General features: G+C 61.8%; 18 protein-coding genes and 1 other annotated feature. Of the genes, 6 read left to right on the forward strand and 12 right to left on the reverse strand.

Features of this window, described 5'->3' with window-relative positions; translation table 11 throughout:
* From ACIQ2A_RS02040 to ACIQ2A_RS02050, 3 genes are all read right to left on the reverse strand, one after another.
* The coding region (locus ACIQ2A_RS02040) for a hypothetical protein (protein ID WP_398475211.1) at window positions 1–480 on the reverse strand (480 nt) is incomplete at its 3' end.
* A gap of 96 nt (window positions 481–576) precedes the next feature.
* A complete protein-coding gene (locus tag ACIQ2A_RS02045) occupies window positions 577–1,830 on the reverse strand; it encodes a serine hydrolase domain-containing protein (protein ID WP_398475213.1) in 1,254 nt (417 codons plus the stop codon).
* Between the two features lie 189 nt (window positions 1,831–2,019).
* Window positions 2,020–3,129, reverse strand: coding sequence for an aldo/keto reductase (locus ACIQ2A_RS02050; RefSeq protein ID WP_398475215.1), 1,110 nt, complete (start codon window positions 3,127–3,129; stop codon window positions 2,020–2,022).
* A gap of 296 nt (window positions 3,130–3,425) precedes the next feature.
* Here ACIQ2A_RS02050 and ACIQ2A_RS02055 point away from each other — a divergent pair, with 296 nt between their 5' ends.
* Together ACIQ2A_RS02055 and ACIQ2A_RS02060 are read left to right on the forward strand one after the other, a co-directional pair.
* Entirely contained in the window at window positions 3,426–4,862 is a 1,437-nt protein-coding gene (locus tag ACIQ2A_RS02055) for an AAA family ATPase (RefSeq protein ID WP_398475410.1), read from the forward strand.
* Window positions 4,859–5,734, forward strand: a complete 876-nt coding sequence (locus ACIQ2A_RS02060) for an HNH endonuclease (RefSeq protein WP_398475217.1) — start codon at window positions 4,859–4,861, stop codon at window positions 5,732–5,734. The genes ACIQ2A_RS02055 and ACIQ2A_RS02060 overlap by 4 nt, the downstream gene beginning before the upstream one ends.
* A 239-nt stretch (window positions 5,735–5,973) precedes the next feature.
* On the opposite strand, the gene ACIQ2A_RS02065 is transcribed toward ACIQ2A_RS02060, so the two are convergent.
* Window positions 5,974–8,760: a bifunctional aconitate hydratase 2/2-methylisocitrate dehydratase gene (locus ACIQ2A_RS02065; protein ID WP_398475219.1), complete on the reverse strand. Its 2,787-nt coding sequence runs from the start codon at window positions 8,758–8,760 to the stop codon at window positions 5,974–5,976.
* Between the two features lie 340 nt (window positions 8,761–9,100).
* Here ACIQ2A_RS02065 and ACIQ2A_RS02070 point away from each other — a divergent pair, with 340 nt between their 5' ends.
* The 4 genes from ACIQ2A_RS02070 to ACIQ2A_RS02085 all read left to right on the forward strand — a co-directional run bounded on the left by ACIQ2A_RS02070 (window position 9,101) and on the right by ACIQ2A_RS02085 (window position 10,562).
* Entirely contained in the window at window positions 9,101–9,343 is a 243-nt protein-coding gene (locus ACIQ2A_RS02070) for a type II toxin-antitoxin system Phd/YefM family antitoxin (protein WP_398475221.1), read from the forward strand.
* Window positions 9,343–9,768 (forward strand): type II toxin-antitoxin system VapC family toxin, encoded by a 426-nt coding sequence (locus tag ACIQ2A_RS02075; RefSeq protein WP_398475223.1) that lies wholly within the window; start codon window positions 9,343–9,345, stop codon window positions 9,766–9,768. Before ACIQ2A_RS02070 ends, ACIQ2A_RS02075 begins: the two co-directional genes overlap by 1 nt.
* Before the next feature lie 120 nt (window positions 9,769–9,888).
* Entirely contained in the window at window positions 9,889–10,143 is a 255-nt protein-coding gene (locus ACIQ2A_RS02080) for a FitA-like ribbon-helix-helix domain-containing protein (RefSeq protein ID WP_398475225.1), read from the forward strand.
* Entirely contained in the window at window positions 10,140–10,562 is a 423-nt protein-coding gene (locus ACIQ2A_RS02085) for a type II toxin-antitoxin system VapC family toxin (protein ID WP_398475227.1), read from the forward strand. Before ACIQ2A_RS02080 ends, ACIQ2A_RS02085 begins: the two co-directional genes overlap by 4 nt.
* A gap of 23 nt (window positions 10,563–10,585) precedes the next feature.
* On the opposite strand, the gene guaA is transcribed toward ACIQ2A_RS02085, so the two are convergent.
* The 8 genes from guaA to ACIQ2A_RS02125 all read right to left on the reverse strand — a co-directional run bounded on the left by guaA (window position 10,586) and on the right by ACIQ2A_RS02125 (window position 20,168).
* On the reverse strand, window positions 10,586–12,193 hold the full coding sequence (gene guaA / locus ACIQ2A_RS02090; protein WP_398475229.1) for a glutamine-hydrolyzing GMP synthase: 1,608 nt from the start codon (window positions 12,191–12,193) through the stop codon (window positions 10,586–10,588).
* A gap of 184 nt (window positions 12,194–12,377) precedes the next feature.
* The gene (locus ACIQ2A_RS02095) at window positions 12,378–13,862 is read right to left on the reverse strand and encodes a SulP family inorganic anion transporter (protein ID WP_398475231.1); all 1,485 of its coding nucleotides are present in this window, start codon (window positions 13,860–13,862) and stop codon (window positions 12,378–12,380) included.
* A 100-nt stretch (window positions 13,863–13,962) separates the two neighbouring features.
* Window positions 13,963–14,018: a sequence feature (sul1 is cis-regulatory element that is thought to sense ions involved in sulfur or methionine metabolism; They are found in Alphaproteobacteria), on the reverse strand.
* Window positions 14,019–14,172: 154 nt separating this feature from the next.
* Window positions 14,173–15,474, reverse strand: a complete 1,302-nt coding sequence (locus ACIQ2A_RS02100) for an RsmB/NOP family class I SAM-dependent RNA methyltransferase (RefSeq protein WP_398475233.1) — start codon at window positions 15,472–15,474, stop codon at window positions 14,173–14,175.
* A 42-nt stretch (window positions 15,475–15,516) separates the two neighbouring features.
* On the reverse strand, window positions 15,517–15,867 hold the full coding sequence (locus ACIQ2A_RS02105) for a hypothetical protein (RefSeq protein WP_398475235.1): 351 nt from the start codon (window positions 15,865–15,867) through the stop codon (window positions 15,517–15,519).
* A gap of 210 nt (window positions 15,868–16,077) precedes the next feature.
* The gene (locus tag ACIQ2A_RS02110; RefSeq protein WP_398475237.1) at window positions 16,078–17,103 is read right to left on the reverse strand and encodes an NADP-dependent oxidoreductase; all 1,026 of its coding nucleotides are present in this window, start codon (window positions 17,101–17,103) and stop codon (window positions 16,078–16,080) included.
* 97 nt (window positions 17,104–17,200) lie between these two features.
* Window positions 17,201–17,827 carry a hypothetical protein gene (locus tag ACIQ2A_RS02115; RefSeq protein WP_398475239.1) on the reverse strand — a complete coding sequence of 209 codons (627 nt, stop codon included), beginning with the start codon at window positions 17,825–17,827 and terminating at the stop codon, window positions 17,201–17,203.
* Window positions 17,828–18,093: 266 nt separating this feature from the next.
* The gene (guaB, locus tag ACIQ2A_RS02120; RefSeq protein WP_398475241.1) at window positions 18,094–19,581 is read right to left on the reverse strand and encodes an IMP dehydrogenase; all 1,488 of its coding nucleotides are present in this window, start codon (window positions 19,579–19,581) and stop codon (window positions 18,094–18,096) included.
* A gap of 173 nt (window positions 19,582–19,754) precedes the next feature.
* On the reverse strand, window positions 19,755–20,168 hold the full coding sequence (locus tag ACIQ2A_RS02125) for a helix-turn-helix domain-containing protein (RefSeq protein ID WP_398475243.1): 414 nt from the start codon (window positions 20,166–20,168) through the stop codon (window positions 19,755–19,757).
* Window positions 20,169–20,174 lie beyond the last annotated feature (6 nt).

The raw sequence follows: 20,174 nt of genomic DNA on the forward strand, positions 1-20,174 counted from the left end.
CGCAGCAGCCGCGACCATCGATGCCATGCTTTGAAGCTCCACCGGCTGTCGCGGATCGCGGGCCACCGCCGCAGCTTCATCACGCAGGCGCGCATTGCATTCGCAGGTCGGCAAACGCCCCGTCGGCGTGCAGGCATCGTGATGCATGCAGGCGACGTCGAGTGCATCGATCGGACCGCCCGGACGCTGACCGACACCGCAATAATTGCCGTGGATCAAGGTCAGGCCGTTGGTGGTGGGATCCATGTTCTTCGGATCACGCGGCGTCGGGATCTGGACTCGTGCAGGCGGGGCAATGACAACGGGCTCTGCAGCCGGCGCCTCGCGCACCACGGCCGGTGCCTCGCGCACCACGGCCGGTGCCTCGCGCACCACGTCCTGCGCATGGCCGGGCACAGCCGCGACACCGCAGGCTGACGCCAGCAGCAGCGCGGCGCAGGCATATCGGAGCCACAAAGCGAATTGCGAGGGCCTGGTCATCGTTGCGCGATCCGGGTAACGGCCGACGGACATATCGGCCGCCAAAACTACGCGCAACGCGCCGTTTTGTTCCCTTTCGGGTTCCCGACCGCGGCCTCAGCGGCCCGCGATCAGATCCTTCGCCAGCGCCATATAGGCTGGCAGCGTCACCACATCATTGGCGGCATTGCCGGCGACCGGATGCGAGGCATAGCGGGCGATCACCATCTCGGCCTTGGGATCGATATAGATGCCCTGCCCGTAGACGCCACGCGCCATATAGGCGCCGTGCGCGTTATGCGTGACCCACCATTGATTGCGATAGGAGCCGCCGGGCAGCGTGACATAGCCAGCGGGCTTGAACTTTTCCGGATCGGCGCCGCGCTCGATGTCTTCCACCACCGACGAAGGCACGATCTGGCGACCGTTGAAGCGGCCGTGATTGCGCATGGTCTCGCCGAAGCGCGCGAGATCGCGCACCGTGGTGGAAAGCCCGCCGCCGCCGCTCTCGGTGCCGATGCGATCGACATGATAATGCGCGTCTTCTTCCGCGCCCATCGGCGCCCAGATGCGCTCGGACAAGAGATCGCTCAGCGTCGCACCGCTCGCGCGACGAACGATGAAGGCCAGCACATCGGTATTGACGGTCTTGTACGCAAAGGCCTTGCCATGCTCGCCCTGCTTTTCCTGCTGACACAGCAGAGCGAAGATGTCGGTCGCGCCCTGATAGTCCGGCGGGATCGGCGCCATGCCATTGGCGCGGCGCAGGCTCCAGACATCGGAATTCCGGTCGGCATAGACTTCGGTGTATTTCAGCCCCGTGGTCATATCCATGACCTCATGCACGCGGGCATCGCCGAACGCACTGGCCTTCAGCTCCGGCACATAGTCCGTCACCGGCGCCTGCGGATCGATCTTGCCTTCGGCGATCAGGATGCCGGCCAGCGTGCCGGTGAACGACTTGGTGACGGACATCGCGATATGCGGCTTGTGCGGCTTCAGCGCGCCGGCATAGCGCTCATGGATCAGCTTGCCCTTGTGCAGCACGACCATGCCATCGGCATAGGTCTCGTCGAACATTTTTGCGAAGGTCATCGGACGGCCATCCATGGTCGTCGATTGCGAGCCGCCGATATCGCGCTCTTCGCGCGGCAGCGCCGATGGGCCGCCCGCCCCGCGCCAGACGGCCACCGTCGGCACCAGCGAGCGCACATTGCTCCAGGCCCAGCGCAGCTGCGGGAAATCACGGAACGAGTCGTCGTGAAACTTGATGGTCTTGTCCGGCGCCGGCGGAAAGCCCTTCATCCAGCCGAGCGTGTTCGGATCGGTCTCGGCGGCGGTAGGGACAGACTGTGCGGGGGCGTCGGACATGGGGAAGGCTCCGGAGGACTGGAGCGTCTGTCGTAACACCCTAAACGCCGGCACACATCCTGCGTTTGAGCCGGGCGGCATTCATCTGCCGCATGCCATGCGGAAAATCATGTCACGCAGTTGCGTGACGGCCGGGACGTTGTCCCGGCCATCGATCCCGCAAGGCAATAGCGATGTCCCGCTATCTGATCACGCCGGCACCGGCGCCTTATCCTCGATCAGTTTCTCGCGCTTCAACGCGGCCCAGAATTCTGCCGGCACCTTGGCGCGGATCGAGGCTGCGTTCTGCGCCACCTGCGTGGCCGAGCGGGCGCCGGGGATGATCGCCGACACGGTCGGATTGGCGATGGCGAAATGCAGCGCGGCGGTGCGCAGATTGGTGCCGTGCTCCTGCGCGAGTGCGGCGATACGCGCGCGCTTGGCGCGCATCTCCGCCGGGATGGCGGCGTAGTTGAAGCGCTCGCCACCGGCGAGGAAGCCGTCATTGAGCGGCGCGCCCACCACGATCGACGCGTTGTGCTTCGCCACCACCGGGATCAACTGGTTGAGCGCATCCGCATGTTTGACGAGCGAATATTGCGTGGCCGACAGGATTATATCGGGATCGGCAACTTCAAAGGCCTTCAGTGCCGGCGGCAACGTGTTGACGCCGAGCCCCCAAGCCTTGATCACACCGGCATCACGCATCTTTGTCAGCTCGACAAAGGCGCCGGTCCTGGCCTTCTCAAAGTGCTCGGTCCACGTCTCGCCCATGTCCTTGTTGTCCGGCGACAGGTCATGCACGAAGACGATGTCGAGCCGGTCCATCCCCATGCGCTGCAGGCTCTGCTCCACCGAGCGCTTCACGCCATCGGCACTGTAGTCATATTCATGCCGCATCGGCGGCGTCACCGCCCAGTTGCCGACCTTGCTGCCAGCCACCTTGGCATCGGGCACCAGCACGCGGCCGATCTTGGTGGAGATGATGTAGTCGTCGCGCGTCTTGCCGTCGAAGAATGTGCCGAAGCGGCGTTCGGACAGGCCGAGGCCATACCAGGGCGACGTGTCGAAATAGCGCACGCCCTCGTCCCAGGCCGCCTGCATGATCGCCGCCGCCTGATCCGCCGGCGTCGCCACATGATTGCTGCCGACCTGCGTGCCGCCGATGCCGAAGCGGCCGGCCGGGCGATAGCGCGCGGCTTTCTCATTGACCGGCAACGGCGCTGCCGGCGTCGTCGGCGCAGCCATAGCACCACGGGCGCTCGCAGCGAGAATGGCGGCACCGGTTGCGGCAGTGAGGAAAGTTCGACGATCGGTCATCAGAGGCCCTTCATTTCATTCGGCGGAATGCTGAGTGAATGCGGCCGGCAGAACGACGTTCCGGAATTGATGTCGTGGCGAATAGACGCGGACACAGCGACGACCGCGGATTTTGCCAAGACTTACAATCTATCTATAGTTGATTTTGTTACTACAGATCAAGTAGTAGCTAACAAACATTGGAGTGCTGCTCGTTGAGATTCGTAGTTATTCAGAGGTCGCAGAGTTTCCCTCAAACGGGACAAAGCGAGGTCTATCTGCGAATAGACCATTGGAACGACTATTCTTTCGTGACGATGTTTGACGTCACCGCATTTGACGAAAATGGAAATCGTTTCGAGCTTGGCAGCGTGAAGATCGGCTTCGTTGAACAAACGATCGAAACAGCAACCTATTCCACGCTCGGCGACAACTTCGAATCTCTCTCAGATAAGCATTTTTCACTGGGGCAAGATGTAAGCTATTATCGTGCATTAAGCGAAGACGCTTCAACAACCTTCAAAGATGCGATTCTACGCGGACTTAGAGATATTGTGGCCAACCCGGAAAGTTTAGAGAAAGCTTCCGGCCAGCGTGTCTTCAGCGTATCGCTCCTGCGCTCGGTAAGCCACTCGATGATAGATGGTCAATTCCGCCGAGTGCTAGAAGGCGGAGCCCCCTTAAGCGACTTTAACTTTGGCTTCGCACGCCCTCAATCTGACAAGATCGCCGGGATCGAGTTAAGCTTTGTTGTCAAAGCCTCATCCAAACCGAGCACTAATATTCATGCTATCATCGGCCGCAATGGCGTTGGAAAAACATCACTACTCAACGAGATGATAGCTGCGATCATTCAGCGAGATAAGACTGACGCGAGATTTCGCGCAAACAACATTTTTCAAAGTGTTGAGATCGATCAAAACTACTTCAGCAGCTTGATTTCAGTCTCTTTTAGCGCATTCGATCCATTCAATCCTCCAGAAGAGCAGCCAGACCCAGAGCACGGAACACGTTATTACTACATCGGATTGAAAGACATCGCGGACGATTCAGGAACGTTATTAAAGTCGCTATCCGCGTTGCGCCGTGATTGCATCGCCAGCCTCGCCGAGTGTTTCTCGGACAAGGGTAGACGCGAGCGCTGGAGCAACGCCATCGCGACCCTAGAATCCGACGAGAACTTCGCTCGTATGGACCTTCGGTCTCTGGCTTCCCTTTCTGGCACAGCCATGAAGTCGACAGCAGAGAGCCTAGTTGAGCGCATGAGCTCCGGCCATGCTGTCGTCCTTCTGACAGTTTCCCGCTTAGTAGCAAAAGTTGAAGAAAAGACTCTGATTTTGATTGATGAACCAGAGAGTCATCTTCACCCACCGCTATTGTCGGCATTCACACGAGCATTAAGCGAACTGTTAAGCAACAGAAATGGCGTGGCGATTATCGCCACGCACTCCCCAGTTGTCCTGCAAGAAGTGCCACGATCGTGCGCTTGGGTCATTACCAGATCAAGGCTTTCGATGCACGCGGAGCCTCCACGAGTAGAGACATTCGGTGAGAATGTAGGGATGCTTACTCGCGAAGTCTTTGGCCTTGAGGTTACAAAATCTGGCTTCCACTCCTTGCTGGCCACTTCAGTTAATGATGGAAAATCGTACGATGAAATCGTAGCAGAGTATGCCGGACAGCTTGGGCTCGAGGCTCGCGGGATACTGCGCGCAATGATTGTCGAGCGTGACGCGAGGCTCGATCAAGCGTGAGAAAACTCGACATTCCCGGCGACGACCCGATGGACGTCTACAACGCTTGCGTTGCGGCCGTCAGCGACCCACAACTCCAACACCTCTACGATTCTAATCAGCCTCATATATTCAGAGCAGTCACTGCGTTCAATGACGCTACAGCAGCGGTGGCTTGGTCAAATCTCCCACGAGTGCCGCGCGGAAACGATGGACGAGTCATTGCCGGCAACCTAACAAAGAAGCACCTTACTGACCTTTACTCTAGCTACATGGTTGGCAGCACGGGCTCTTCGAGGAAGATATATGATGACATCCTAGTTTCCTCGGGAGGGCTATGCCCATTCTGTGGCGGTCTGGGCCAAGTGCACACTCTTGACCATTACCTGCCCAAGTCAAACTTCCCAATTTATTCCGTGCTGCCTACAAATCTCATCCCCTGTTGCCGCGATTGCAACACCGGCAAAGGCAATACTTTTGGATCTCAGCTAAACGAGCAGACACTACATCCGTATCTTGACGACGATAAATACTTTGCTGCGCGATGGGTATTTGCTGAAATCTCGGAGACCACGCCGATCGGCGCAGCATTTGTGTGCTTGCCGCCCGCTCATTGGTCAAACTTAGAAAAACTCCGTGCAAAGCGGCATTTTAAGAGCTACGATATTGCCTCGCGATTTGGTGTCCAAGCCGGCGCCGAATTGGGGAGACTCATTGACTTACGTAGGAACAGCTTGCGGAAACTTTCCTCGCAGATGTTCAAGGACTATCTCATCGATAACGCGAACTGTGATGGGTTTGACTTGAACGGCTGGAGCAGAACAATGTACGCCGCTCTGGCCGAGGCGGAGTGGTTTTGCGAGGCGGACTTTACGGCTCGAAGCGGAGTTTAATCGAGTGCCAAAGTCTGACTAACTGCAACTAAGATGCGCCCGAAAATCGATGAAAGAGCAGGGACATCTCGAAATTTAGCTGTCTACCTCGTCGCCATCGCAGCTACTTCGGGATAGAAGGATGCCAACCGAAATCGGCAACACGCATTGATCCCTTTCTTTGGGGCACCTCAAAACGAGAACGGCGCGGCAGGTACTTACCTGCCGCGCCGTTTCTTTACCAACTCTTCAGATCGCCCTCAGTAGTGAACCGACGCCCCCATCGCACCGGACTTCGGCGGTGCGAACTTGGTGAGGTCGATGCCTTCCACCGCAGCCTTGTATTCTTCCGCGCTGGGCGTGCGGCCGAGGATGGCGGCCAGCACCACGACCGGGGTCGAGGCGAGCAGCGACTCGCCCTTCTTCTCGGCGGTGTCTTCCACCACGCGGCCCTGGAACAGGCGGGTCGAGGTGGCGAGGACGGTGTCGCCCTTCTCGGCCTTTTCCTGGTTGCCCATGCACAGGTTGCAGCCGGGACGCTCGAGATACAGGATGTTCTCGTAGGACGTACGGTTCGCCGTCTTCGGCTTCACGTCGTCGAATTCGAAGCCCGAATACTTCTGCAGGATTTCCCAGTCACCTTCGGCCTTCAGCTCGTCGATGATGTTGTAGGTGGGCGCCGCCACGACCAGCGGCGCGTTGAACGCCACCTTGCCTTCGGTCTTCTCGATATTCTTCAGCATCTGGGCGACGATCTTCATGTCGCCCTTGTGCACCATGCACGAGCCGACGAAGCCGAGATCGACCTTCTTGGTGCCGCCGTAATAGGAGATCGGGCGGATCGTGTCGTGCGTATAGCGACGCGACACGTCGGCATTGTTGACGTCGGGATCGGCGATCATCGGCTCGTCGATGATGTCGAGATCGACGACGACTTCGGCGAAATACTTCGCATTCGCATCCGGCGTCAGCGCGGGCTTTTCGCCCGAGCGGATTTCGGCGATGCGCGCATCGGCCTTGGCGATCAGGCCCTTCAGCGTGCCCGCGGCATTCTCCATGCCTTTGTCGATCATGATCTGGATGCGCGACTTGGCGATCTCCAGCGACTCGATCAGCGTCGCGTCCTGCGAGATGCAGATCGACGCCTTGGCCTTCATCTCGGCCGTCCAGTCGGTGAAGGTGAAGGCCTGGTCGGCCAGCAGCGTGCCGATATGGACTTCGATGATGCGGCCCTGGAAGACGTTGTCGCCGCACTGCTGCAGCATCTGCGCCTGGGTCGCATGCACGACGTCGCGGAAGTCCATATAGGGCTTCATCGCGCCCTTGAAGGTGACCTTGACGGATTGCGGGATCGGCATGGTGGCTTCGCCCGTCGCCAGCGCGAGCGCCACGGTGCCGCTATCGGCACCGAAGGCGACGCCCTTCGACATGCGGGTGTGGCTGTCGCCGCCGATGATGATCGCCCAGTCATCCACGGTGATGTCGTTCAGCACCTTGTGGATGACGTCCGTCATCGCATGATAGACGCCCTTCGGGTCGCGCGCGGTGATGACGCCGAAATTGTTCATGAAGCCCATGAGCTTCGGGATGTTCACCTGGGCCTTCTTGTCCCACACCGAGGCGGTGTGACAGCCCGACTGATAGGCGCCGTCCACGAGCGGCGAGATGACGGTGGCCGCCATCGCTTCCAGTTCCTGCGCGGTCATCAGGCCGGTGGTGTCCTGCGAGCCGACGATGTTCACCTTCACGCGCACGTCGGAGCCGGCATGCAGCACCTTGCCCGGCGTGACGCCGACAGCATTGCGGTTGAAGATCTTCTCCACCGCGGTCAGGCCCTGGCCCTCGACAGTGATTTCCTTGTTCGGCGCGAACACCGGGGTGGCTTCGACGCCGAGCGTTTCGGCGGCAAAGGTCTGCAGCTTCTTGCCGAACACGATGGCGTAGGACGAGCCCGCCTTCATGAACTCCATCTTCTGCGGCGTGAAGGCAGCGGCCACGTCCACCAGCTCCTTGCCGGTCTCGTCGCGCAGCTTCTTGGCCTTGGCGTCGAGCTTCAGCACGGTGCCGGTCTCGACCGAATATTTCTGCTCGAGGATCGGGTTGCCCTCGTTGTTGAGCACGGGCTTGCCGTCCTCACCGAGCTTCTTGACCCAGTTCTTCAGGTTGACGCCGATGCCGCCGGTGACGTCCACGGTGGTCGCGAAGATCGGCGAGATGCCGTTGGTGCCGGCGACGACCGGGGCGAAGTTCACGAAAGGCACATAGGGGCTGGCCTGCTTGCCGGTCCACAGCGCCACGTTGTTGACGCCGGACATGCGCGACGAGCCGACGCCCATGGTGCCCTTCTCGGCAATCATCATCACGCGCTTGTCCGGATGCGCTTTCTGCAGCGCGACGATCTCCTGCTGCGCTTCCGGCGTGATCATGCACTGGCCGTGCAGCTCACGATCCGAACGCGAATGCGCCTGGTTGCCGGGCGACAAGAGGTCGGTCGAGATATCGCCTTCGGCGGCGATATAGGTGACGACCTTGATCTCGTCTTCGACATCCGGAAGCTTGGTGAAGAACTCGGCCTTGGCGTAGCTTTCCAGCACATCCTTGGCGACGGCATTGCCGGCCTTGTAGGCGTCGCGCAGGCGGAACATGTCGGCGTCGTACAGGAAGACCTGGGTCTTCAGGACTTCACCCGCCTGCTTGGCCAGCGCGGCGTCCTTGCCGAGCGTCACATCGAGCAGCACGCCGATCGAGGGTCCGCCCTTCATGTGCGACAGCAATTCCAGCGCGAAGGTCGGGGTGATCTCGGGGACGATCGCCTCGCCGAGAATGATCTGCTTGAGGAAGGCAGCCTTGGCGCCTGCGGCGCTCGTGGTGCCCGGCAGGGTGTTGTAGATGAAGAATTTCAGGGCGCCGGCGCGGAATTCGCTGCCTGAGTCCTTGATGAGGGCGATGATCTCGCTGGTGAGCGCGCCATCGTCGATCGGCTTGGGAGCGAGGTTCTGAGCTTTCCGGCTTTCGATCTCGGCGAGGTAATCTGAATACAGGCTCATCGTCATCCCAACGTCATGAGGCGGTTGACGCTGGAAACGCAGCGCCACCTGCCGTTCTTGTTAAAACCGGTCTAAAGGCGAATTCGGCTTCGAGTACGTCAATCAGGGCTGACTGACAAGATACTGCATTGCGGTAAAAATAGTCCTTTAAAATCAGGTTTCAACGGTGTGGACGATGGTGTCGCAGGGGGCGGATGGCGAGCGGCACAACCGAGTTATGCGGCGCCCGGAATCGGAGGTTGATCGGCGGCACACGTTGCTGCCGACAACCTCTCCGGCTCCCGCTGGAATTATTTAACGCTTTGTGCTACATGACCACCTAGATGGTCAGGAGCGTCGTATGAATCCGGTCAATCTGGCAGATGCAAAAGCCCACCTGAGCGAGCTTGTCGATCGGGTCGAGGCCGGCGATTCCATCGAGATCACCCGCCGTGGAAAGCCGGTCGCCCGGCTCACGACCGTGGCAACACCACGCAAGGCCATCGATATGGCCCTGCTCCAGTCCGTGACAGCCAACATGCCGCCGCAGACACAGACAGCCGCTGATCTGGTGCGATCGATGCGCGATGGCGACCGTTTCTGATGCTCTATCTGGACACGTCGCTCGTCGTCGCGGCGCTTTCCAACGAAGCCATGACCTCACGCGTCCAGCACTGGCTTGCCGAACAGGACCCCGCGCAGCTTCTGATCAGCGACTGGACCATCACCGAGATGTCTTCGGCTTTTGCCTTGAAGCTGCGCAGCTCGCAGATCAATCCGGAGCAACGTGCGGCGGCACTGGCGATGTTCAACAGGCTCGTGGTTGATAGTTTGACGGTGTTACCCGTGACGGGCTCACACTTCCGGACGGCAGCACGGTTTGTTGATCAACACACACTGGGGCTTCGCGCGGGCGATGCGCTGCATCTTGCAGTCGCCGCGGAGCATGGCGCCAAGGTGCAGACGCTGGATCAGCGATTAGCTGCGGCCGGACCGGTGCTGGGTGTGCCGACACAGTTAATCACGTGACGACAAGGCTTCCCACCTTTCGCTAATCCCACCCACACTCGATCGCCCCCGACGGGTTGCTGGCGTTGAAAAATGATAGCAATCTGGCTATTGTGATATCACTCGCAATGGAGGCTCATCATGCCGGCCGTCACGATCAGGAACCTGTCCGACGCCACGCACCGCGCGCTGAAAGCGCGGGCCGAGCAGCATGGCCGCAGCACAGAGGCCGAAATTCGCCACATCCTTGAGACTGTGGTCCGTCCGGATGAACGCCTCCGGCTTGGCAGCGCAATTGCGGACATCAGCCGTCGTCAGGGACTGACCGACGCGGAAGCCGAAGCGCTCAGTCGGACCCGCGACCGAACGCCAGCCAAACCGATGAGCTTCGAGTGATCCTTCTCGACACGAACGTCGTGTCCGAGGTGATGAAGCTATCACCCGACAAGACCGTGCGGGCGTGGCTTGATGAACAGATAGCTGAAACGTTTTTTCTGTCGAGCATCACCGCCGCCGAATTGATGTTCGGAATTGGCGTCCTTCCCAATGGCAAGCGAAAGAACGAACTGACGGCCATTCTGGATGGAATCATCAAGCTGTTCGAAAATCGCATTCTGCCATTCGACACCGCAGCCGCACGACACTACGCCGAGCTCACTGTCAAAGCTCGCGCGGTCGGCAAAGGTTTTCCGACACCCGATGGCTATATCGCATCGATCGCTGCGTCGCACGGCTTTGCCGTCGCCACGCGTGATCCTAGTGCGTTCAATGCGGCTGGGCTGAGGGTCATCGATCCGTGGAAGACGGAGCGTTGACGCCCCGCTTCACACACATCAAATCACTCCCACTCGATCGTCCCCGGCGGCTTCGAGGTGATGTCGTACACCACGCGGTTCACGCCCTTCACCTCGTTGATGATGCGTGTCGCCGTCTCGCCCAGGAACTTCATGTCGAACGCATAGAAGTCCGCGGTCATGCCGTCCGTTGACGTCACCGCACGCAGGCCGACGACGTATTCATAGGTGCGGCCGTCGCCCATCACGCCGACGGTCTTCACCGGGAGCAGCACGGCGAAGGCCTGCCAGATGGTGTCGTACAAACCAGCCTTGCGGATCTGGTCGATATAGACGGCGTCGGCCTCGCGCAGGATGTCGAGCTTCTCAAGGGTGATCTCGCCGGGGCAGCGGATGGCGAGGCCGGGGCCCGGGAACGGGTGGCGGCCGACAAAAATATCGGGCAGACCGAGTTCGCGGCCGAGATCGCGCACTTCGTCCTTGAACAGTTCGCGCAGCGGCTCGACCAGCTTCATGTTCATGCGCGCGGGAAGACCGCCAACATTGTGATGCGACTTGATGGTCACCGACGGGCCGCCGGTGAAGGAGACGCTCTCGATCACGTCGGGATACAGCGTGCCTTGTGCCAGGAAATCGGCGCCGCCGATCTTCTTGGCCTCGGCATCGAACACGTCGATGAACAGACGGCCGATGGTCTTGCGCTTCACTTCGGGATCGGTGACGCCTTCGAGTTCGCCGAGAAACTGTTTTGACGCATCCACATGGACCAGCGGGATATTGTAGTGGCCGCGGAACAGATCGACGACGGTCTTGCCCTCGTCCTTGCGCAGCATGCCGTGATCGACGAACACGCAAGTGAGCTGATCGCCGATCGCTTCATGGATCAGCACGGCAGCGACTGCGCTATCCACGCCGCCGGAGAGGCCGCAGATCACTTTGCCCTTGCCGACCTGGGCGCGGATCTTCTCGACCGCTTCCTCGCGGAAGGCGCGCATGGTCCAGTCGCCGGTGAACCCGGCAACTTTTCGCACGAAATTGCGGATGATCTTTGCGCCGTCCGGCGTATGCGCGACTTCCGGATGGAATTGCATCGCATAGAATTTGCGGACGTCGTCGGCGATCACCGAGATCGGCGAGCCCGGCGCCTTGGCCACGCCGCGAAAACCGTCCGGCAGTTTGGTGACGCGGTCGCCATGGCTCATCCAGACGTCGTATTTGCCGCCCTTCTCCCACACGCCTTCGAACAGCGGGCAGTCGTCGGTGATCTCGATGGTGGCGCGGCCGAATTCGCGGTGATGGCCGCCCTCGACGGTGCCGCCGAGCTGCTGTGCCATGGTCTGCTCGCCATAGCAGATGCCGAGCACCGGCACGCCGGCGGTGAGGATCGACAGCGGCACCGAGGGTGCATCCTTGTCGAGCACCGAGGCCGGGCCACCGGACAGGATCACGGCTTTCGGCTTCATCTCGGCAAAGGCGGCTTCCGCCTTGTTGAACGGGACGATCTCGGAATAAACGCCGTCCTCGCGCACCCGGCGCGCGATCAGCTGCGTCACCTGGGAGCCGAAATCGACGATCAGAATCTTGTCATGCTCGGCACCCACATGGGCGGAGTGGGCCGAGGACGGAAGGGCGGATGTGCTGGGGGCTGTCATAGCGAGGAATTACGCGACGAGAGGCGCGTTCGCAAGGGTTGCGTGCCGCATCGCACAGGCAGCAGTTCCCTCTCCCGCTCTTGCGGGGGAGGGTTAGGGTGGGGGTGCCTCCGCAGGCTCCGGAGCTTGGGGCTGCCCCCACCCCGGCCCTCCCCCGCAAGCGGGAGAGGGAGAAGAATACAGCCTAGTGCCTGGCCGCGCCCAAAGCGGCGCCTGCTTTGTCATGCGTACCCAGTCTGTCCACCAGGGTGCGGGTCGCCTCGTTCATGCCGATGAGCTCGACCGGGATACCGTGGTGGCGGAACTTGAGGACCACCCGGTCCAGCGCATTGACGCTGGTGAGGTCCCAGAAATGCGCCGCCGACAGGTCGATCACCACGCCCTTGAGGTCCTCCTCGCGGAAATCGAAGGCGGTGTGGAAGGCCTCGGATGTGGCAAAGAAGATCTGGCCGGTGACGGTATAGGTCCGAACCGCCGTCTCCTCCGCGCGACCGGACGAGACGCCGAACAGCTTTGTCACCTTGTGCGCAAAGAACAGCCCACTGAGGATCACGCCAAACAGCACGCCCTTGGCGAGATCATGGGTGGCCACCACGACCACGACAGTCCCCAGCATGACCACGCTGGATGATTTCGGATGGGTCAGCAGCGTGCGGACCGACTTCCACTGGAACGTGTTGATCGACACCATGATCATGACAGCGACCAGCGCCGCCATCGGGATCTGCGCCACATAGGGCCCGAGCACGACGATCAGGAACAGCAGGAAGGCCCCGGCCCAGAATGTCGAAAGCCGTCCGCGCCCGCCGGAGGAGACATTGATCACCGACTGGCCGATCATCGCGCAGCCAGCCATGCCGCCGAAGAAGCCCGAAGCGATATTGGCCGCGCCCTGCCCGGCGCATTCGCGGTTCTTGTTGGATGTCGTGTCGGTCATCTCGTCGATGATGGCCGCGGTCATCAGGCTTTCCAGCAGGCCGACCATGGCGATGGCGAAGGAGGTCGGGAAGATGATGCGCAGTGTCTCCCACGTGAACGGCACCTGCGGCAGCGCGAAGAACGGCAGCTCGCTCGGCAGCGCGCCCATGTCGCCGACGGTGCGGATGCCGAAGCCGAAATACATGGACGCCGCGGTGAGCAGCACGATGGTGACCAGCGGCGATGGCACGGCTTTGGTGATATAAGGCAGACCATAGATGATCACGAGGCCGATGGCGGTCATTGCGTAGACCGTGGTGCCGCGGCCAAGAAGCTCGGGCATCTGCGCCATGAAGATCAGGATCGCCAGCGCATTGACGAAGCCGGTCACCACCGAGCGCGACACGAACCGCATCAGGGTGCCGAGCCGCATCAGGCTGGCGATGATCTGGATCACGCCGGTCAGGATGGTCGCGGCAAACAGGTAGTTGATGCCGTGCTCCTTGACGAGACCGACCATCAGCAGCGCCGTGGCGCCGGTCGCCGCCGAGATCATCGCCGGCCGGCCGCCGGCAAAGGCGGACACGACGGCGATACAGAACGAGGCATAGAGGCCGAGCCTGGGATCGACGCCGGCGATGATCGAGAACGCGATGGCTTCGGGAATAAGTGCGAGGGCCACGACGGTGCCCGCGAGCAATTCACGGGTGACATTCGGAGCCCATTCGCTCCGCAAATGAACCATATCCATGGTGATGTTTGAACTTTCTTGTCTCACACGCGAGAGCGTATGAGGCGCGCAAAAGGGCGAACGGCCGCGATGCGGTCCGTATATGGCAGCCAGGATTTTGCGTTGTCCGGCGGGTCGGCGGCCGGAAGAGCCACCCGGATTTGCACCGGGTCCGGTGGATTGGGTGGAGAGTAACGGAGACGGTGATGCGGCGCAATGCAGTCGCGTAGGATGGGTTGAGCGCAGCGATACCCATCACCCCAAGCACCGGAGCATGCGGTGATGGGTATCGCTCAGGCGCTGCGCACCTAAGCTCAACCCGTCCTACAAATTACGCAGAGCGCTTCAGCACCGACACGAAAAATCCGTCCGTCCCCGTCTTCCGCGGCGTCATCAGCAGGCCTTCGGGCGACTGATAGACCGCGGCCGCAAAATCATCCGCGCGCTCCCACAGTGACGAGATCACCTGCTCCGGTGGCACCACCGCAAAGCCGGACTGCCGCGCGAGAAAAGCCTTCACCTGCTCGCGGTTTTCCTGCGGCAGCACTGAACAAGTGACATAAGCGATCCGTCCGCCCGGCTTCACGAACTGCACCGCGCGGTCGAGCACCTCCCGCTGGTCCTTGATGCGAACTTCGAGTGCACCCGGCCGCATGCGCCATTTGGCGTCGGGATTGCGGCGCCAGGTGCCAGTGCCCGTGCATGGCGCATCGATCAGCACGAGATCGGCGGAGGCGCGGATGTCGGCGAGCGGATCCTCGTCGCCCTTCGGCGTGCGGATATCGGCATTGTGGATGCCCGCGCGGGACAGCCGCTCATGGATGGGCGCCAGCTGGCGCTTGTCGGCATCGGTGGCAATGAGGCGGCCCTTGCCCTGCATCATCGCGCCGAGCGCCAAGGTCTTGCCACCGGCGCCGGCACAGAGATCGATGACCTGCTCGCCGGGCTTGGCGCCGGAGAACAGCGCCGCGAGTTGCGAGCCCTCGTCCTGCACCTCGATGCCGCCCTTGATGAAATCTTCTTCGGCATTGATGCCCGGATTGCGCGCATCGGCGCCCAGCGCGATGCGCAGGCCGAGCAGCGACCACGGCGTCGCGGTGGCACCGAGATGCTTCAAGGAAGCGAGCGCCTTCTCGCGATTGCTCTTCAGCGTGTTGACGCGCAGGTCGAGCGGTGCGCGGCTGGCCATCGCGACGGCTTCGGCCACGCGCTCATCGCCGAACACATCGGCAAGCTGGCTGTCGAGCCATTCCGGATAATCGCCAGCGATGTGAGCGGGCGCGCCTTCGGCCGTCCGCGTCTCCAGCGCCTTGCGCTCGGCATCGCTGAGCGGCTCCGGCGCAAAACGGCTGCCGTCGCATAGGACGGCGATCGCCTCGGCATCCATGCCGCGTTCGAGCTTGAGCATGCCGAGCACGCGCGCACGCGAGCTATCATCCTCCATCACCCACGCGCTCGAGGCGCGCCGGCGCAGCACGTCCCAGACCAGGCCGGCGATGCCGGCGCGATCGCCGGAGCCCGCGAAACGATGCGCGGTGCCCCACTCCTTCAGCGCCTTGGCGGCGGGAATCCGCTGGGTATCGATGGCGTCGATGACCTCGATGGCAGCAGTCAGGCGGGCGGCGGGCGTCATGGCAAACTTTCAAGTCCGGAGAATCGGCGCCGCCCCGAGGCCTCACAGCAGGAGCAGCATCCGCAGGGCGAAGTAGAACCACATGGCCAGCAATACAAGCGCGCTGGCGATCCAGGCCTGCGATCCCCTGTTGGCGGCGAAGAAACCAGCCCCCACGAAACGGGCCACCACGAACACCCAGGACAGGCAGACCAGCGCCAGATCGATCTTCCGCAGCGGCAGGCCGAGGGCAATCAGGGAATAGAACAGCAGATCGAGCTGCGGCGCGGTATTCGGCAACTCACGGGCGTCATTGCGCCCGACGCCACCGCTGCGCAGGCCGGTGACGAAGAACATGCCGAGCGTGATCGCGACAAGCACGAAAACCGGCAGCAGAACCATTTGGACAGACATTGGAATTCCCTTGAGCCCGCCAGCGATACGCCGGCTTCCGGGAACTGGAACCCGCGAGCATGGGCCTGGGTTCCATCCGCCTGTCGTCCCCGCGAAAGCGGGGACCCATAACCTCCGAGTAAGTGGCGGCGGCACAGGCCGAGCCACACCGGCTACATTTCAATTATGCCGACAGCGTATATGGGTCCCCGCTTTCGCGGGGATGACGGATTACGCCTTGTCCGGCCCCACGCGCACCAGCTGCTTGCCAAAATTCTGGCCCTTTAGCAGGCCCATGAACGCCGTCGGCGCGCTGTCCAGGCCTTCGGTGACATATTCGCGATACTTCACTTTGCCCTCGGCGATCCACTGTGCCATGTCGCGCAGGAAATCGCCATGCATCGACGCGAAATCGCGGACGATGAAGCCGCGGAAGTTGAGGCGCTTGGTGAGCACATTGCGCATCATCGCGCCGGCCCATTTCGGCGCGCTCGACTCCGTATCGTTATATTGCGCGATCAGGCCGCAGACCGGGATGCGCGCGAAGAAGTTGAGCAGCGGAAACACCGCCTCGAACACCTCGCCGCCGACATTCTCGAAATACACATCGATGCCGTTCGGGCAGGCTTCCTTCAGCTTCGCCGCAAAATTGGGATCACGGTGATCGATGCAGGCATCGAAGCCGAGTTCTTCAACGACATAGCGGCACTTGTCCGCGCCGCCGGCAATGCCGATGGCCTTGGCGCCTTTGATCTTCGCGATCTGTCCAACCGCCGAGCCCACCGCGCCCGATGCTGCAGCGACCACCACCGTCTCGCCCGGCTGCGGATTGCCGATCGCCAGCAGCCCCGTATAGGCCGTCATGCCGGGCATGCCGAGAATGCCGACTGCCGTGGAGATCGGTGCAATGGCCGGGTCGATCTTGCGCAGGCCCTTGCCGTCGGAGATCGCATGCGTCTGCCAGCCCGAATGCGACAGCACGATATCGCCGGCCGCAAAGCCAGGATTGTTCGAGGCAACGACCTCACAAACCGTGCCGCCTTCCATCACGCCATCCACCGGCACGGGAGCAGCGTAAGACGGGCCGTCATTCATGCGGCCGCGCATATAGGGGTCGAGCGACAGCCAGATCGTGCGCAGCAGCACCTCGCCCTCGCCGGGCTTTGGCACGGCAAAATCCTCGAGGCGGAAATTCGACGGGCCGGGTTCGCCATGGGGGCGCGATGCGAGAACGACGCGTTTGGCCGATGCGGACATGGATGTCTCCTGCTGTTTCTTGTTGTGATGAGAGGCTGACGCAAAAACGCGGCACGCGATGATCGCGCGCCGCGTTCAATTCGTAAACCCGATACTATCAGGCTGCGATCTTTGCGAGCACCGCATCAAATGCCGCAGCCGCGCTGTCGAGATCCTTGAAGGCGAGACCGCCGTCGGCGGACTGCTTCTGCGCCGGGGTCGCGGTCGGGCGGATTTCCGCCACCGGCTTGCCGCCGTCGAGCATCGCGAGCGGTGCGATGACCTGAAACTCGTGGGATTCGAGCGGCTGGTCCTTGAGCAGGAACACGCTGAGCGTGACGATGTCCTTGCCGCGGCGATAGGAGATGTAGCGGTCAACGGCCACCGAGCCATCGCGCTGCATGCCGCCGAGTTTGGCCGAGCCCTTCGAGTCCAGCAGCTTGTGGGCCTTGAAGCCCTTGACGCCTTCGGACTTCGCCTTGGCGGTGGCTTCCGACAGGTCGTATTTCTCGGCCAGCGTCTTGCCGACGGCCGCGATCTGGTCGGCCATGTCGTGTTCGAACTGTTTTGCTTCGGAGCGCGGCTGGCCGATGCGGCGTGGCTTGTCGGCATTGCGCTTGGCGAGTTCGGCCGTGCAGATTTCGGCCAGAGCGGCGACATCGCGCTTCAGGGCGTTTTCGCGCAGATTCTTGATCTGCGGGGTCTCCAGCGCGGCGACGCGCTCTTCGGTCCATTCGATGGCCATGAAAGTCTCCAATGTGCTTGGCGAATATGCGGGCGAGCGGTACCGCGTCAGGCAGTACCGGAACAGGTCTCTTTACGCGCAAGCGGGAACCCGCACGCGTTTGAGGCGAATACGCGTGCGTTTTGGACCATCGGTAAGGCCCAATTTAGGCAGGAATGCCTAGTTTGTTCCGTGGGCCGGATGAGCGAAGCGTCATCCGCCGATCTGCGTCCAAAGATCGGCCGGCGGATGACGCCTTCGGCTCATCCGCCCTACGCATCCCGCGATCAGCGGCCGCCGGGGTAATTCGGGCTTTCGCGGGTGATCGTCACGTCATGGACGTGGCTTTCACGCAGGCCGGCGCTGGTGATGCGAACGAATTCGGCCTTTTCGGAGAATTCGGCCAGGTTCTTGGCGCCGACATAGCCCATGGCGGCGCGGAGACCGCCGGCCAGCTGGTGGACCACATTGCCAACCGGCCCCTTATAGGCCACCTGCCCCTCGATGCCTTCCGGCACCAGCTTCAGGGTGTCCTTGATGTCCTGCTGGAAATAGCGATCGGCCGAGCCGCGCGCCATGGCGCCCACCGAGCCCATGCCGCGATAGGCCTTGTAGGAGCGGCCCTGCCACAAAAACACTTCGCCTGGGGTTTCGTCGGTGCCCGCCAGCAACGAGCCGACCATGGCGATATCGGCACCAGCGGCGAGCGCCTTGGCGAGATCGCCGGAGAACTTGATGCCGCCATCGGCGATCACCGGAATGTCGGCCTTCTTGGCCGCTTCCACCGCATCCATGATGGCGGTGAGCTGCGGCACGCCGACGCCGGCCACGATGCGCGTGGTGCAGATCGAGCCCGGGCCGATGCCGACCTTCACGGCGTCCGCACCGGCATCGATCAGCGCCTGGGTCGCTTCCGTGGTGGCGACATTGCCGGCGATGACCTGCACGGCATTGGAGATGCGCTTGATACGGTTGACCGCTTCGAGCACGCGGGTGGAATGGCCATGGGCTGTATCGACCACGACGATATCCACGCCGGCATCGATCAGGCGCTCGGTGCGCTCATAGCCGCCGTCACCGACGGTGGTTGCGGCTGCCACGCGCAGGCGGCCCTGCGCGTCCTTGCTGGCCAGCGGATGCGCGACGGCCTTGTCCATGTCCTTCACGGTGATCAGACCGACGCAGCGATACTGGTCATCGACCACGAGGAGCTTCTCGATGCGATGCTTGTGCAGCATGCGCTTGGCTTCGTCCTGGCTGACGCCCTGACGCACCGTCACGAGATTCTCGTGGGTCATCAGCTCGGAGATCTTCTGGTCCGGATTGGTGGCGAAGCGGACGTCGCGATTGGTGAGAATGCCGACCAGCTTGCCGGGCACGTTCGGGCTGGCACCGGTGACCACCGGAATGCCCGAGAAACCGTGCTCGTTCATCAGCGCGAGGGCTTCGGACAGCTTCGCATCGGGGCCGATGGTGAGCGGATTCACCACCATGCCGCTCTCATACTTCTTCACCTGGCGGACCTGCGCGGCCTGCCCTTCAGGATCGAAATTGCGATGGATGACGCCGAGGCCGCCGGCCTGCGCCATGGCGATCGCCATATTGGCTTCGGTGACGGTATCCATGGCCGAGGCGATGATCGGGATGTTCAGCGGAATGACACGGGTGGCGCGCGAGCGGATATCGGCATCCGACGGCAGGATGTCCGACAGGCCCGGCTTCAGCAGCACGTCATCGAAGGTGAAAGCTTCGCGAATTTTGGTGACGACTGCCATGGCCAACTCCGTTCAGCGGCCGGTGCCGCGCGTGGGACTGAGGATGCACCAAATCGGCGGCGGTGCATCACCGTCGCCGACTCGTGACCCTCAACATAGGATTGGCGGTGGTCGATAGCATGCTGCCCTGCGGAATCAAAGTGTTTGGCAGCCATGCACAGGGATTTTACATGTCACTCGATCAGCAGGTCGAGCGGTACCCCGAGAGCCTTGGCCAGTTTCTTCTGCAGCTCCGCCGGCCCCTTGCGCCGCCCGTTTTCGATCTCGGAGAGGTAATTCGGGCTGATCCCGACTGCGACCGCCAGCTGGCTTTGCAACTGCTCGCGCCACTCCCGAATGACGCGCACGGGATTATCGCCATCCGCGAGCCGATCTGCGACCTTCTTGGGCAAGACAATGTCCCGGCCCTCTTTCAGGGCACGTTGAGATTGGCGTATCAGCCGGCTAGCGGCTGCATCCTCCTGCGCGTCTTCCGCCTGAGCGACCAGCCGCTCATAGTCCGCCCTCGGCAGCACCGCGAGATCGGCGCCATCCGGCGTTCGCAGGAATTGAACGGCAATCTTGCGCGTGGAATTTGCTTTCGCCATCTCTCG

Origin of the sequence: Tardiphaga sp. (assembly GCF_044336785.1) — a bacterium.
Lineage (GTDB): Bacteria > Pseudomonadota > Alphaproteobacteria > Rhizobiales > Xanthobacteraceae > Tardiphaga.

What these genes read in the sequence shown, in the direction of transcription:
- ACIQ2A_RS02045 (WP_398475213.1), bottom strand. Translation starts at nt 1,830, where the DNA reads ATGTCCGACGCCCCCGCACAGTCTGTCCCTACCGCCGCCGAGACCGAT.
- ACIQ2A_RS02050 (WP_398475215.1), bottom strand. Translation starts at nt 3,129, where the DNA reads ATGACCGATCGTCGAACTTTCCTCACTGCCGCAACCGGTGCCGCCATT.
- ACIQ2A_RS02055 (WP_398475410.1), top strand. Translation starts at nt 3,426, where the DNA reads ATGTTTGACGTCACCGCATTTGACGAAAATGGAAATCGTTTCGAGCTT.
- ACIQ2A_RS02065 (WP_398475219.1), bottom strand. Translation starts at nt 8,760, where the DNA reads ATGAGCCTGTATTCAGATTACCTCGCCGAGATCGAAAGCCGGAAAGCT.
- ACIQ2A_RS02070 (WP_398475221.1), top strand. Translation starts at nt 9,101, where the DNA reads ATGAATCCGGTCAATCTGGCAGATGCAAAAGCCCACCTGAGCGAGCTT.
- ACIQ2A_RS02075 (WP_398475223.1), top strand. Translation starts at nt 9,343, where the DNA reads ATGCTCTATCTGGACACGTCGCTCGTCGTCGCGGCGCTTTCCAACGAA.
- ACIQ2A_RS02080 (WP_398475225.1), top strand. Translation starts at nt 9,889, where the DNA reads ATGCCGGCCGTCACGATCAGGAACCTGTCCGACGCCACGCACCGCGCG.
- guaA (WP_398475229.1), bottom strand. Translation starts at nt 12,193, where the DNA reads ATGACAGCCCCCAGCACATCCGCCCTTCCGTCCTCGGCCCACTCCGCC.
- ACIQ2A_RS02095 (WP_398475231.1), bottom strand. Translation starts at nt 13,862, where the DNA reads ATGGATATGGTTCATTTGCGGAGCGAATGGGCTCCGAATGTCACCCGT.
- ACIQ2A_RS02100 (WP_398475233.1), bottom strand. Translation starts at nt 15,474, where the DNA reads ATGACGCCCGCCGCCCGCCTGACTGCTGCCATCGAGGTCATCGACGCC.
- ACIQ2A_RS02105 (WP_398475235.1), bottom strand. Translation starts at nt 15,867, where the DNA reads ATGTCTGTCCAAATGGTTCTGCTGCCGGTTTTCGTGCTTGTCGCGATC.
- ACIQ2A_RS02110 (WP_398475237.1), bottom strand. Translation starts at nt 17,103, where the DNA reads ATGTCCGCATCGGCCAAACGCGTCGTTCTCGCATCGCGCCCCCATGGC.
- ACIQ2A_RS02115 (WP_398475239.1), bottom strand. Translation starts at nt 17,827, where the DNA reads ATGGCCATCGAATGGACCGAAGAGCGCGTCGCCGCGCTGGAGACCCCG.
- guaB (WP_398475241.1), bottom strand. Translation starts at nt 19,581, where the DNA reads ATGGCAGTCGTCACCAAAATTCGCGAAGCTTTCACCTTCGATGACGTG.
- ACIQ2A_RS02125 (WP_398475243.1), bottom strand. Translation starts at nt 20,168, where the DNA reads ATGGCGAAAGCAAATTCCACGCGCAAGATTGCCGTTCAATTCCTGCGA.